Annotated in this window: 10 protein-coding genes; 7 read left to right on the top strand and 3 right to left on the bottom strand. The window is 67.3% G+C overall.

Annotated elements, in window-relative coordinates:
• Positions 1 to 3: 3 nt before the first annotated feature.
• Both ACFK0J_RS13145 and ACFK0J_RS13140 read right to left on the bottom strand, forming a co-directional pair.
• Entirely contained in the window at positions 4 to 606 is a 603-nt protein-coding gene (locus tag ACFK0J_RS13145) for a class I SAM-dependent methyltransferase (protein WP_378739805.1), read from the bottom strand.
• A 129-nt stretch (positions 607 to 735) separates the two neighbouring features.
• Positions 736 to 3,720: an acyl-CoA synthetase gene (locus ACFK0J_RS13140; RefSeq protein ID WP_378739803.1), complete on the bottom strand. Its 2,985-nt coding sequence runs from the start codon at positions 3,718 to 3,720 to the stop codon at positions 736 to 738.
• Between the two features lie 541 nt (positions 3,721 to 4,261).
• Here ACFK0J_RS13140 and ACFK0J_RS13135 point away from each other — a divergent pair.
• The 4 genes from ACFK0J_RS13135 to idi are packed head-to-tail and all read left to right on the top strand — an operon-like array spanning position 4,262 to position 8,580.
• A complete protein-coding gene (locus ACFK0J_RS13135; protein WP_378739801.1) occupies positions 4,262 to 5,668 on the top strand; it encodes a family 2B encapsulin nanocompartment shell protein in 1,407 nt (468 codons plus the stop codon).
• A gap of 15 nt (positions 5,669 to 5,683) precedes the next feature.
• On the top strand, positions 5,684 to 7,090 hold the full coding sequence (locus tag ACFK0J_RS13130; RefSeq protein ID WP_378739799.1) for a family 2 encapsulin nanocompartment cargo protein terpene cyclase: 1,407 nt from the start codon (positions 5,684 to 5,686) through the stop codon (positions 7,088 to 7,090).
• 48 nt (positions 7,091 to 7,138) lie between these two features.
• Positions 7,139 to 8,011, top strand: coding sequence for a geranyl diphosphate 2-C-methyltransferase (locus ACFK0J_RS13125; protein WP_378739797.1), 873 nt, complete (start codon positions 7,139 to 7,141; stop codon positions 8,009 to 8,011).
• The gene (idi, locus tag ACFK0J_RS13120; RefSeq protein WP_378739795.1) at positions 8,008 to 8,580 is read left to right on the top strand and encodes an isopentenyl-diphosphate Delta-isomerase; all 573 of its coding nucleotides are present in this window, start codon (positions 8,008 to 8,010) and stop codon (positions 8,578 to 8,580) included. The genes ACFK0J_RS13125 and idi overlap by 4 nt, the downstream gene beginning before the upstream one ends.
• Here idi and ACFK0J_RS13115 read toward each other — a convergent pair.
• Positions 8,558 to 9,082 carry a hypothetical protein gene (locus ACFK0J_RS13115; RefSeq protein WP_378739793.1) on the bottom strand — a complete coding sequence of 175 codons (525 nt, stop codon included), beginning with the start codon at positions 9,080 to 9,082 and terminating at the stop codon, positions 8,558 to 8,560. The two genes, idi and ACFK0J_RS13115, sit on opposite strands and share 23 nt — an antisense overlap.
• Positions 9,083 to 9,380: 298 nt before the next feature.
• Between ACFK0J_RS13115 and ACFK0J_RS13110 the strand changes: the two genes are divergently transcribed.
• From ACFK0J_RS13110 to ilvA, 3 genes are all read left to right on the top strand, one after another.
• The gene (locus ACFK0J_RS13110; RefSeq protein ID WP_378739791.1) at positions 9,381 to 9,731 is read left to right on the top strand and encodes a hypothetical protein; all 351 of its coding nucleotides are present in this window, start codon (positions 9,381 to 9,383) and stop codon (positions 9,729 to 9,731) included.
• A 162-nt stretch (positions 9,732 to 9,893) separates the two neighbouring features.
• Positions 9,894 to 11,063, top strand: coding sequence for a serine hydrolase domain-containing protein (locus ACFK0J_RS13105; RefSeq protein WP_378739789.1), 1,170 nt, complete (start codon positions 9,894 to 9,896; stop codon positions 11,061 to 11,063).
• A gap of 345 nt (positions 11,064 to 11,408) precedes the next feature.
• Complete coding sequence (gene ilvA / locus ACFK0J_RS13100) at positions 11,409 to 12,638, top strand: threonine ammonia-lyase (protein ID WP_378739787.1); 1,230 nt, start codon at positions 11,409 to 11,411, stop codon at positions 12,636 to 12,638.
• Positions 12,639 to 12,813 lie beyond the last annotated feature (175 nt).

The raw sequence follows: 12,813 nt of genomic DNA, 5'->3' as shown, positions 1-12,813 counted from the left end.
CGCTCACGTCGCGTCGAGCACGTACAGCTTCTCCCGGCCGCCCGCGATCAGCGACCGCCGCACCACGCGCGATTCGTAGCGGCGGACGAAGTCGTCCAGCGTGGCCTCGGTGAACCGGTGCGCCTGGACACCGTCGCCGGCGTTGGTGAAACGCTGACCGATCGTGGCGAGCACGCGATTGTCACTGGTGGCCATGTTGCGCACCGGTTCCGCGATGATCACCTGCTTGCGGGCGGCGGCCAGCATCCGGTCGAGCACGGGCGCGGGATCGGGCAGGAAGTGGTAGAGGCTCGCCTGCATCACCAGATAATCGGCCTCGGGCAGCGGGGTGTCGGAATGCAGGTCCCACACCTTGCCGTGCCCGCCCGCCCTGCTGAGCTTGGCGACGAAGCCATCGTTGCGATCCAGGCCGGTGTAGTCGACCGACTTGCGGCGCAGATAGCGGGTGTACAACGTGGCCGGCCCGCAGCACAGATCGACCACACTCGCCCCCACCGGCACGAGCGCTTCGACAGCGCGATACCGAGCCGTGTAGTGCCTGCCGTACAGCGCGCGGATCAGCAACTCGTAGACGGTGGCGTTGCGGTAGATAAGGCTCGTACGCACCAAGTTCCCCTGAACAATTCGGACAGCAACGTCAGCGTGGGATGCTACGGCGCAGCCGGCGTGCGCGCGCGACCGGGTCGAACCGCCGGACATGGTGAATCCGGCGGTTCGGCAACCTGATTCGATGCGTCAGCTGTCGCCCAGGATCTTGGGCGCGTCTTCTTCGGTCAACACCTCGTAGGTATCGGTCTCCCGGTTGTACCACCAGGTGTCGGGGCCGGGCTCGGGCCGACCCGCCGCCTGCACTGCGCGGGTGGACGGGCGGTAGGAGGAACTGCGCGGGATCTCGTCGACCACATAGACCAGATCGGGCCGCTGGGCGGGGTCGAGCGCGCGCAACGCCTCGGTCACATCCTTGGGCTCCAGCCGGAAACCCTTGCGCACGCTGACCGCGGCAACGGCGATGCAATACTTACCGACCCCGCCGGCTGCCGTCCCCGGGCGCTCACCCACCTCGAGACCGTAGGCGACCTCCATGTCGACCGCCGTGATGTCGTTGAGCACATCGACGATCGGCTGCCCGAACACCGGCCCGCGCGGCGTGCGGATGACGGTGTCCTTGCGGTCGATCAGCCAGTAGTCGCCGTCGCTGTCACGGCGGAACAGATTCTCCGTCGGCATCCACGAGTCGCCGGGCGCGAAGACCCCGCGCAGGCCGCCCGCGGAAATGTCCACTCCTTCGGAAGCCTTGCCGAGCAGCAGCCCGACCTCGTTGTCCGCGCACCGCCGCGCGTAACCCGAGTCGTCGAGCAGGATCTGCTCGGTGATCGGGTCGTAGGCGACCAATTCCACCCTGGCGGTGCCCGGCACCGGCCGGCCCTTGCAGCCGCGCTTGGCGCCCTTCACGTTGGCCAGCACCACGTCACCCTCGATGGAGGCGTAGAACTCCACCACCCGGGCCGGGTCGAACTGCTCGGTGGTGCGCCGCCACAGCCCGGCGGGCATGCCGGAGCCGATGAACAACCGGATCGGGTGCCGGTGCCCGACCGGGAACACCTCGGCGTCGAGGATGTCGCGCAGCATCGTCCAGGTGTAGGTGACCACGGTGACGCCGTAGCGGTGCACCTCCTCGGCGAACTGCGCCGGATCCAGCGAACGCGCCAGCGCGATCCGGCTGCCGCCCGCGATCGCTCCGCCGAGGCTCACCAGCAGACCGGACGAATGATGCAGCGGCGCAAGGCAGTACACCGTGTCCCGGCGGTCCAGGTCGGCGGTGGTGGCGGTGCCGAAGGCGGACAGCGCCCAGCGGTGGTTGGTGATGTACTTGGTCTCCAACCGGTCGCCGGTGCCGGTGACGAGCACGAACGCCAGCTCGCGCGCCAGCCCGGGATCGGGCCGATACCAGCCGGGCAGCTTCACCTGAGCCGGATCGATCTGCTCGAGGTCGATCACCTGATCGCTCAACGGGATGTCGAGGGTGCGGGTATCGCCGCCGCCGAGCACCAGCACCCGCGCCCCGGTGGTCACCGCGTGCCGCAGGTTCTCCGGGTCGGCGACGACGGTGTCGACGCCGGTGAGTTCGAGGGCACGCGCGAGCTCGCTGCCCGGGGCGAGCAGCACCGCCACCGCACCGAGCCGGGACAGCGCCGCGACCGTCGCCAGCGCACTCGGGCGGGTCTCCATGATCACGCCGACCCGCATCGCCGGACGGATGCCGACCGAGACGAGCCCGCGCACCACATTGTCGATGCGAACGTTGACCGCCGCATTGGTGTGCACCCGATCCTCGAACAGGAACAGGTCCTTCAGCGGGGCGCGCCTGCCTTGTTCGGCGATCAGCCGGCCCAGCGAGATGCGGGTGTGCGGCTGGATCATGCCGAGCCGGGTCAGTCGGGGCAGCGCCCGCGCGGCCTCGCCGACCAGTTCCACCGAACCGCGCATGGTGTTGTTGGCGATGCCTTCCAGCGCCTTGCCGACGCCCGCGCCCGCCTCGGCCAGGGTCGCGGCGGTGTGCACGACGCGGGTGGCCGCCGAGCGCGGCCGGTTGGCGTCGACGTGCTCGGCCATCGGGTAGATCTCCGGCGGCAGCGGCTCATCGCGGTCGAGCCAGTCGACCCACTGACGCACCAGCGGCCAGGTGTGGTTGGTCGCCGTGCTGCCCGCCACCAGACCGAAATGCCCGGCGACCAGGGCCGCCTCGTAGACCTCCGCGTTCGGCGCGGCCCGCACGATGCCGCGCACCGCCGCGGGCTGGCCGATGTCGTCGACCTCGCCGACGAACGCGAGAATCGGGCACTTCAGCTCGGCCAGGGAGACCGGCTGATCGCGAATGACGAAGCCGCCCAACATCAATCGGTTGTGCGCCACGAACTGCTTGAGCAGATCCGCGGCGGCCGGACCCGCGTAGCCGACCCAGCCGTCACTGTTGAGGAACCGGCGCTGCCGCTCCTTGGGCAGCAGTGCCTCGCGGTCGTGCAGCTGGCGCAGGAAATCGATCCTGGCCTTGGCGGTCTTCATCGGGTCGAGCAGCTGGAAGCCGATTCGCACCATCGAATCGGTGATCGGCAGCCGGGTGACGACGTGATCGGCCAGGAAGTCGGCCACGTCGGAGACCATCCCGTAGGGCAGGCCGAACGGCATGCCCGCGACGATGTCGACGGGGCTGCCGAAGGTCACGATGCTGCGCACACCCTTGCCGGACCGGTAGGCCGCGACCTGGTAGGCGAACATGCCGCCCTGCGAGTAGCCCATCAGGTGCACCGTGCTGCCGGTCGCCTCGGTCACCGCGTCGATCGCGCTGCTCACCGCGAGGACATGGTCGGCGAGGTCCCGCTCCCAGCCGCCCTCCTCGCTGGCGGGTGAGCCGAAATCGACTACCCAGCAATCGATTCCGCCGCGATGCAGGATGCCGACGGCGCCGTCCTCGGCGTTCACGTCCCAGATGTCGGCGTTCACCATCAGCGGCGGCACCAGCAGCACGACGGGTCGCCCCGGGACGATGTCGTCGGGGAAGTAATGCCGCAGCCGGTACATCCGCCTGCGCTCCACGATCTCGAACGGAGACGACTCGACATCGTGGGTCAACCCGCCGAAGCGGATGACCTCCAGGCCGTTCTGCGCGGTTGCCATCAACCGCTGCACCGATCCGACCAAATCCTTCGCATTGAACTTCAAAGTCGCTCCTGGCCCTACCCTAGAACGTGATCCTCATCCTCCGCGTACTCCGCCGAAGGGAATGCCCTTCCGGCCCCCGAGAGGTACGCCACGATGTTTCAGACGAGCTTCCCATACCGCCTATCCATTATGTGTCCGCTGTGACACGATCCATGCGTCCGCCGACGTCAAAAATTACCGGCAGGTAGTAGCCCTCGGCGGATGGCCGACATTGCCGGACAACCGGCTGGTCGGTATCCGGCCCTAGCCGCGGACCGCGAGCCGCGCCGACACCTCACCCGATAAGGACGCTGTCGCCGTTATGCCGATCCGGCGGCGTGTCGCGATCATGTCCGCGTGATCTTCCAAATTCCGCTGCGGAAGCCCGGTTTCGCGGCCTACCATCAATGACATCTGGAACGCACTGTCGCGTAACGCAATTCGCTCGAAACAGTAGGCTCCGCAGGCCGCACACAGCCTGTCTATTTGTCGTGCACAACTGTCGACGCTGAACATCACACCATCGACCGGCTCGGTGACAATCTCGAGGTGAGGACGTCGCATGACCATCGAAACGTCAGCTCAAGCGCAAACCAACGGCCGTAAGAGCCTCAGTACCACGGCGGCCCATCAGCTTTCGACCACCACCAAAACCGAACCGCAGATGCAGGGCATCACCTCGCGGTGGCTTACCCGGTCACTGCCATGGGTGCAGGTCAACGGTGGTGTCTACCGAGTGAACCGGCGCCTGACCTACGTCGTCGGCGACGGCACCGTCACCTTCGCCATCAATGGTGGGAAATGCCGCGTTATTCCCCGGGAACTCACCGAAATTCCGCAGCTACGCGGCTTCGACGACGAGGACGCGCTGCATTCCCTCGCGGACCGCTTCGAACAGCGCGATCACGAACCCGGAACGGTGATCGCCGAGTTCGGCAATCCGATGGATCAGCTCATCCTGATCGCGCACGGCAAGCTGAACAAGATCGGTTCCGGACACTACGGCGAACAAACAGTGGTCGGTCAGCTCGCCGACGGTGACTATTTCGGCGGCGCCACCCTCACCGACGGGTCGGCCATTTGGCCGGTCACCCTCAAAACCACCACCCCGACCACCCTGCTGGTGCTGCCCAAGCACGCGCTCGATCAAGCGCTCGACGCCATGCCGTCGCTGCGCGAACACTTGGCGCGAGTCGCCGCCGCGCCGACCCCGCCGCAGAACAAGCACGGCGAGGCGAACATCCAGATCTCCTCGGGGCACACCGGCGAACCGCAGCTGGACGGGACCTTCGTCGACTACGACAGCGCCCCACGAGAATACGAACTCAGCCTCGCGCAGAGCGTGCTGCGCGTGCACACCCGCGTCGCCGACCTGTTCAACGACCCGATGAACCAGGTGGAGCAGCAACTCCGGCTGACCATCGAGGCGCTCTACGAGCGGCGCGAGAACGATCTGGTCAACAATCCGGACTTCGGGCTGCTGCGCAACTGCGATCTCAATCAGCGCATCTACTCGCAGTCGGGACCGCCGACGCCGGACGACATGGACGAGCTGCTGAGCATGCGGCGCAGCACGAAACTGTTTCTCGCACATCCGAAAGCAATCGCCGCGTTCGGGCGTGAATGCAACAAGCGCGGCCTCTATCCCGACCCGGTGGACGTGGACGGGCATCGGGTGCCCGCGTGGCGGGGCGTGCCGATCTTCCCCTGCGGCAAAATTCCGGTCAGCGAAGAACAGACCACGTCGATTCTGGCCATGCGCACCGGCGAGAAGGACCAGGGCGTGGTCGGCCTGCACCAGACCGGCATACCCGACGAATACGAGCCGAGCCTCAACGTCCGGTTCAAGGGCATCGATGACCAGTCGATCATGTCCTACCTGGTCAGCTGCTATTACTCGGCGGCGGTGCTGGTGCCCGACGCGTTGGGCGTGCTCGACAATGTCCTGGTAGCCCGGCAAGCGGACTGACCGGGGGGATGAGCCATGTCGGTGCTCTCCCGCGCGGCCGCACCACCGGCCACCCACGAGGTGGCCGCCGCCGTCGCCGCGCTCCTGACAGACCTGCGCACCACCGCGCCGCGCCAGCCATTCGGGGATCAGTCGTACGCGGAAGACACTGCCGTACAGGCGGTTTCATCCACTGCGGCAGTAGCCGATACCGAAGCCGTTTCCGTCGGGACAGCGCAGGGGGCCCGCATACCGTCGGGGCCCACCGGATTGGGCACGGCTTCGGCATTCGTCCGTAAGACAACGCCGATCCTCACCGAGGAGCAAACTTCGCCGGTCCCCCAGAGCACGTCGCCGCACCCTGCCTCGGATCCGCCTGCGGCCACCGAATCGGCGCGAATCCCGTTCGGGCCTACGGGATTGGGCACCACGTCGTACTACTTCCAGCGCGCCGAAGCACCGATTCCACCGCTATATTGTCCCCCGCCGTTGCGTGACGACCCGGTACTCGCGCAGGCGGTCAACGACGGAATCGTGGCGTGGGCGAAGGAAATCGGACTCTACGAGGGGCGGCTGGACGAGTTACGGGACGCGGACTTCGGCCGCCTGATCATGCTCGCGCATCCGGATTGCGGGGATCCGGATCGGCTGCTCGCGGCAGCCAAATGCGCGGTGTCCGAATGGTCGGTGGACGACTACTACTGCGAGGAGGATGCCGACGATCGAGCGCCCGACGGGACGCCGTCGAGTGCGGAAGCAGAGTTGGGGCCGCGACTGGAATTGGCCGCCGCCGCAATAGATCCCGTTCATCTCCCCGTGCGCTACGCCGCACAGCTGGAGCAGGCGCTGGACGCGGATCCGATCCTACGGGCCTTCCGTACCTCCTTCGAACACCTCGCGCACTACGCGACCCCGGCCCAGCTGGCTCGGCTGCGCACCGAGATCGCGGGCTGGTTCATCGCGCTGGGCGCGGAGGCGGGCTGGCGAACCGCCGGGCGAATGCCGCCGGTGTGGGAGTACCTCACCAACCGCCAGCCGCACAGTTTCCTGCCGTGCATGGCGCCGATCGACGTGGTCGGCGGATATGAGCTGCAGGCCGCCGAATACACCGATCCACGGGTCCGCCGGGTCGTCACCACGGCAGCGCTGGCCAGCCAGATGGTGAACGACCTCTACTCGATGGCGCGCGAAGATCGGTCGGACGGAAGGGAATTCAATCTGCCGACAGTGCTTGCCGCCGAAGAGCGCTGCTCGCGGCGCGAAGCGGTACTACACACCGCCGCCGTGCACGACGAACTGGTGCACCGGTTCGAAACCGAAGCGGCCCCGCTGGCCGCGGCGGGCTCCCCCGAACTACGCCGCTTCCTCGGCGGCCTGTGGGCCTGGATGGGCGGCAACCGCGCCTGGCACGCGGACAGCAAACGCTACAACGAATCGCATTGAGCAGCACCGCAACCTGAGTACCACCGCGACGAGAGGGGATGATCTCCGATGACCACGCTCGACTCGGGCACCGATGCCGTGCTCCGCACCAGCTACCAGAAGGCCGTTGCCGCGTACTGGAACAACAACCCCAACGACGACCGGGTCAATACCAAACTCGGCGAAGTGGACGGGCTCTACCATCACCACTACGGCATCGGCGCGCCCGACCCCTCTGTGCTGACCGGGCCGGAAGAGACCCGTCAGGAGCGAATCGTCAAGGAACTGCACCGACTGGAAACCGCCCAGGCCGAGCTGCTGCTCGACCACCTCGGCGACATCCGCCCCGACGACCGGCTGATGGACGGCGGCTCCGGCCGCGGCGGCACCAGTTTCATGGCCAACCAGCGCTTCGGCTGCCAGGTCGACGGTGTCACCATCTCCGAATATCAGGTCCGCTTCGCCAACGAACAAGCCGCCCAGCGCGGCGTGGCCGACAAGGTGCGGTTCCATTTCCGGAACATGCTGGAAACCGGGTTCGAGCCGTGGTCGATGCGCGGCATCTGGACCAACGAGACCACCATGTACGTCGACCTGTTCGACCTGTTTCACGAATTCGCCCGACTGCTCGAACCCGGCGGCCGCTATGTGTGCGTCACCGGCTGTTCCAACGACGTGACCGGTGGCCGCTCGTCCTCGGTCAGCTGGATCGACGCGCACTACGGCTGCATGATCCATCCGCGCAGCGAATACTTTCGCGCGATGGCCGAGAACAACCTGGTACCGGTCGACGTGACCGACCTCACCGCGGCCACCATCCCCTACTGGGAGCTGCGCACGAAATCCGAGCTGGCGACCGGCGTCGAGCGGCCGTTCCTGACCGCCTACAAGGAGGGCAGCTTCCAATACCTGCTGATCGCCGCCGATAAGGTGGGCAGGTGACCGACACTCTCGCCCAGCCGATCACCGATCGCGAAGCCCTGCCCGTCGAACTCGTCGACGACGAGGGCAACGCGATCGGCACCTGCCCGGTGTCGCAGGCACATCAGTCGCCGGGACAACTGCACCGCGCGTTCTCGGTGCTGCTGTTCGACGACACTGGGCGAGTGCTGTTGCAGCAGCGTGCCGCGGTCAAGACCCGCTTCCCGTCGCAGTGGGCCAACACCTGCTGCGGCCATCCCGCACCGGGCGAACCCGTCCTGGCGGCGGCCACCGTCCGCCTCGCCGAGGAGATGGGATTGGCCACGGCACTCACCGAGGTGGGCGTCTACCGTTATCACGCCGAGGATGCCGCGACCGGGCGCGTCGAGTTCGAATGGGACCACGTTCTCGTCGGCGAGCTCGCCGCCGGTGCCCCGCGGCCGGATCCGGACGAGGTCGCCGACTACGTGTGGATCCAGCCGGACGCATTGCGGGACGCGCTGGCGGAGGATCCGGACGCCTACACGCCGTGGTTGTCCGGCGTCCTCGACCTCGCCGAGCAGGCGCTCACCGAACGGTCGCCGCGCTGAGCCGACCGACGCCGGTGCGGACGCCAGGGCCGAGGCAGCCACCGATCATCGCCGGGGTCGTCATCTCGTAGTCGGCGGTGATCAAGACACGGCTGCCCTGGCCGAGACCTGCGATCACGTCCAACGTGCCGACCGTCGGCTGCTGGGTGGTCACCGGCCATGGGCCCCACAACCTGCTCGTCTCGCCGTTGGACCAGAGCACATCGACGGTGATCGGGCCGTCCGCCGGAAACATGCAGTGCGACTTCGCGATGTGCGTGCCGGTGAAGGTGCCGCCGGTGATGCCGTCGGGGCCGCCCGTGCAGTCGCGGAGCACGCCGACGGAGGTGAACGTGAGCTCGCGCGGCGTCATGTCGATCGCGCCGTCCACCGCGGTCCAGCGGAACTCACCGTTCGCGCAGCTGCCTCCGGGCGGTAAGGCGGATGCCGCACCGATGTCGAACGGGACGAGGATTGCCGCAAATACGGCCGTGGTTGCGGCGACCTTTCCCAGCTTCAACACTCCGGTACCTCTTCTCGCGGGCGGGCCCTGTCGAGCGACCTGCGGGTAGCCGCTAGCGAGGACCTGCGGGAACGGGTGGAGCCGAGCAGGGTGAGAATCCCATACCGTCCTTGCTCGTTTTGGTCCGACACACTTGTCGGTGGGTCGGGATTTGAAATCGCGCCCGCGTGTTTTAATGCGCATATCTACGTAGTGACATGCAAGAAATCCTGAGAGAACTCATAGGAACGGCACAGGCTACGACCAGGTCGGCCTTGCATTGTGGGAGGTGTTGATTCGCGGCGAAGTGAGGTGCGCAATGGTCGAAGTCGAAGTCACCGGTACGACCGTGACGATCCGGGTGCTCGGTGGGCACCAGGTGCTTGCTTTGCGTGAGCACCTCACCTTCGATCTGGCGAACATCACGGCGGTGACTAGGGCCGAGGTCGATCGGCGTCCGCCGTGGGTTCGGGCGCCCGGCACCTTCTTCCCCGGCGTCATCGCCGCGGGAACATTCCGCGGCAAGGGCCGTAAAGAGTTCTGGGACACCCGATTCGACGGGCGCGCGCTGCGCATCGAATTGGCCGGTACCGACTTGACCCGGATCGTCGTCGATGTCGACGATCCGGATGCCGCACTCCAGACGCTGAAGACCGCCGTCGCGGCGTGAATTCACGCTGCCGATCGGACCATGCCTGACGGCTAGATCGGTCAGGTGTGTGACGCTCCGGAAAAGTCTCTCCTAGAACCGGCCGTCGCGTGGCCGGGTATTCACGAGCCCTCGGCACGACGTGCGATTCTGGATCGGGATACGTACTACAGAGAGTTTCCGATGACGGTTTCGGCAGCACAGTTCGTAGATCGCCGGTTCGCGACTCTGGTCGCCGAGTTCGACCGGCTCTTCCGGCGACCCACCGACGGCGGCGGAGCGCTCGCCGTTTACCTGCACGGCGAGCCGGTAGTCGATGTCTGGGCCGGTTACGCGCGGCCGCAGGTGCCGTGGGCGCGCGACACCGTGGCCATGGCCTATTCCACCGGCAAGGGTGTGGCCAGCACTGTGCTGCACCGGCTCGCCGAGCAAGGCAAGGTCGCCTACGACGAACCGGTCGCGACGTACTGGCCGGAATTCGGGGCCGCGGGCAAGGAGCGCATCACTGTTCGCGAATTGCTCACCCACCGTGCGGGATTGCATCGGCTGCGGGGCCTGCTGCCGGGTGCGTTCGATCGGTTCTTCGACGACGCGGCCGTGACGGCGGCGCTGGCCGCGGCGGAGCCGGATCCGCGACGCCTGGTTACCAGCGGCTATCACGGAATCACCTTCGGGCACTTGGTCGCCGAGCTGATCCATCAGGTCACCGGCACCGAATTCACCGAGGTACTGCGCACCGAGATCGCCGAACCGCTTGCGGCGGAAGAACTCTGGTTCCGGGTACCGGAGGCCGAGCGCGACCGCATCGCCACCAACTTTCCCCGGCTCACCGTCGCGGGAATGAGCTGGGAGAACAGCTCCCGGCTGCTCGGCAGGACCAGGTTCTCGGCCGCCATGGACACCACCCCGAAAGGCTTCGCCGAACTGGTTTCCGATCCGCGCCTGCATGATTCGGTGATGCCCGGCGTCAACGGCGTCTTCTCCGCCCGCTCGCTGGCCCGCCTCTACGGCGCACTCGCCAACGGCGGACAACTCGACGGCTACCAGCTGCTTCGCCCCGAAACCATCACCGCCATCAGCGAACGCCAGATCTTCACCCCCGATTACGTTCTCGCCCTGCGCATCCCCTGGGCCCTCGGCTACCACGCCGTCCCCATGAAACCCTCCAAAGCCGACCCCATCTCCGCCTTCGGCCATTTCGGCCTCGGCGGCTCCGGCGCCTTCGCCGACCCCGCCACCGGCATGTCCCTCGGCTTCGTCACCAACCGCCTCGGCGGCCGCCTCACCCCCCTCGGCGACGCCCGCCTAGCCCGCCTCGGCGCCCTCGCCCACAACCTCGCCAAGGCATCTTGACCGAACGGGACATGGCCGCGCCATCGTGCGAGTAGCGGCTCCGTCACGTCCCATTCGACGGCAATAACCCGGGGTGGGACATGGCCGAGGGATGTTGCGAGTAGCGGCTCCGTCATGTCCCGTGCGTGGGCGCATAACCCGGGGCGGGACATGGCTGAGGAGTGTTGCGAGTAGCGGCTCGGTCATGTCCCGTTCGACGGCCCAACCCGGGCGGGCGGGACACGGCCGAGGGGTGTTGCGAGTGGCGGCTCGGTCATGTCCCGTGCGGGGCGCGGGTAGGGGTGGTTGGGTGCGGAAAGGGTTCCGGCGGGGAATCGTGGGACGTATTGGGGGTGGGATGGCAGCATGGGCGGCATGGAGTTGGTCGGGATGGAACGGATCAGGGCGGCTGCGGAGTTGCTGGAGCCGGTGATTCGGAAGACGCCGATCGTGGCGTCGCGGGTTTTGTCGGAACGTGCGGGCGCGGAGGTGACGTTGAAATGCGAGAACTTGCAGCGCACCGGGTCGTTCAAGCCGCGCGGTGCCTATAACCGGATTGCCAATCTTCCCGCCGAGGACCGCGCTCGCGGAGTGGTTGCCGCGAGTGCGGGCAACCACGCGCAGGGGGTGGCCTGGGCGGCGGCGTCATTGGGGATCACCTCGACGGTGTACATGCCGGTGGGTGCCTCGCTGCCGAAGCTGGCCGCCACCAAGGCGTACGGGGCCGAGGTGCGGCAGGTAGGCGAGACCATCGACGAGGCGTTGGACGCGGCCCTCGAGTTCGCCGACCGCACCGGCGCGACGCTGATCCATCCGTTCGACCACCCGGACATCGTGGCCGGGCAGGCGACGGTGGCGCTGGAAATCCTGGAGCAGGTCCCCGACGTCGGCACGGTGATCGTGCCGACCGGTGGTGGCGGGCTCATCGCGGGCATCGCGGTGGCGATGCATCATCTGGCACCGCAGGTTCGGGTGATCGGGGTGCAGGCGGCGGAGGCCGCGGCCTGGCCCGGCTCGCTGGCCGCGGGCAAGCCGGTGCGGGTCGGGCGGATGTCGACCATGGCCGACGGTATTGCCGTGGGGCAGCCGGGTCAGGTGCCATTCGTCCACGTCGCCGAACACGTCCCGGCAATGCTGACCGTCGACGAGGATTCCCTGTCCAAGGCGCTGCTGTTGTGCCTGGAGCGGGCAAAGCTGATCGTCGAGCCCGCGGGCGCGGCAGCGGTCGCCGCGCTGATGAGTTGCGCCGCAACCGATCTCGACCTGAAGGGCCCGGTCTGCGCGGTACTGTCCGGCGGCAACATCGACCCCCTGCTGCTCACCCGTTTGATCGGCCACGGTCTGAGCGCCGCAGGCCGCTACCTCGCAGTCCGCGTGACCATCTCCGACCGACCAGGCGGCCTGAGCGCCCTCCTCGCCGTAGTCGGCAAAACCGGCGCCAGCGTCGTCGACGTCTCCCACTCCCGCACCGGCACCTGGCTCGCCCTAGACGAGGTAGAAGTCTCCCTAACCCTCGAAACCCGCGGCCCCAACCACCGCGACGACGTCCTAACCGCCCTCGCCAACGCCGGCTACTCCGTCCGAGTAGAGGACTAACCCCCTACAACCTCGAGCAGGACATCACCGCGCCAAACATCGAGTAGGCACACCGTCATGTCCCGCGCAGCCACATCAGCCACACCGAACGGGACATGGCCGCGCCAAACATCGAGTAAGCGCACCATCATGTCCCGCCCGGGCCACATCACTTACACCGAACGGGACGTGGCAG

It is taken from the genome of Nocardia brasiliensis (assembly GCF_042691675.1).
Classification (GTDB): Bacteria; Actinomycetota; Actinomycetes; order Mycobacteriales; family Mycobacteriaceae; genus Nocardia; species Nocardia brasiliensis_D.
Note: the sequence above shows the minus strand (reverse complement) of the source record. Positions and strands in the feature narration are given on the sequence as shown.

Bases quoted from the DNA above. Each gene is read 5' to 3' on its own strand.
- ACFK0J_RS13135 (WP_378739801.1), top strand. From the start codon at position 4,262: ATGACCATCGAAACGTCAGCTCAAGCGCAAACCAACGGCCGTAAGAGC.
- ACFK0J_RS13130 (WP_378739799.1), top strand. From the start codon at position 5,684: ATGTCGGTGCTCTCCCGCGCGGCCGCACCACCGGCCACCCACGAGGTG.
- ACFK0J_RS13125 (WP_378739797.1), top strand. From the start codon at position 7,139: ATGACCACGCTCGACTCGGGCACCGATGCCGTGCTCCGCACCAGCTAC.
- ACFK0J_RS13110 (WP_378739791.1), top strand. From the start codon at position 9,381: ATGGTCGAAGTCGAAGTCACCGGTACGACCGTGACGATCCGGGTGCTC.
- ACFK0J_RS13105 (WP_378739789.1), top strand. From the start codon at position 9,894: ATGACGGTTTCGGCAGCACAGTTCGTAGATCGCCGGTTCGCGACTCTG.
- ilvA (WP_378739787.1), top strand. From the start codon at position 11,409: ATGGGCGGCATGGAGTTGGTCGGGATGGAACGGATCAGGGCGGCTGCG.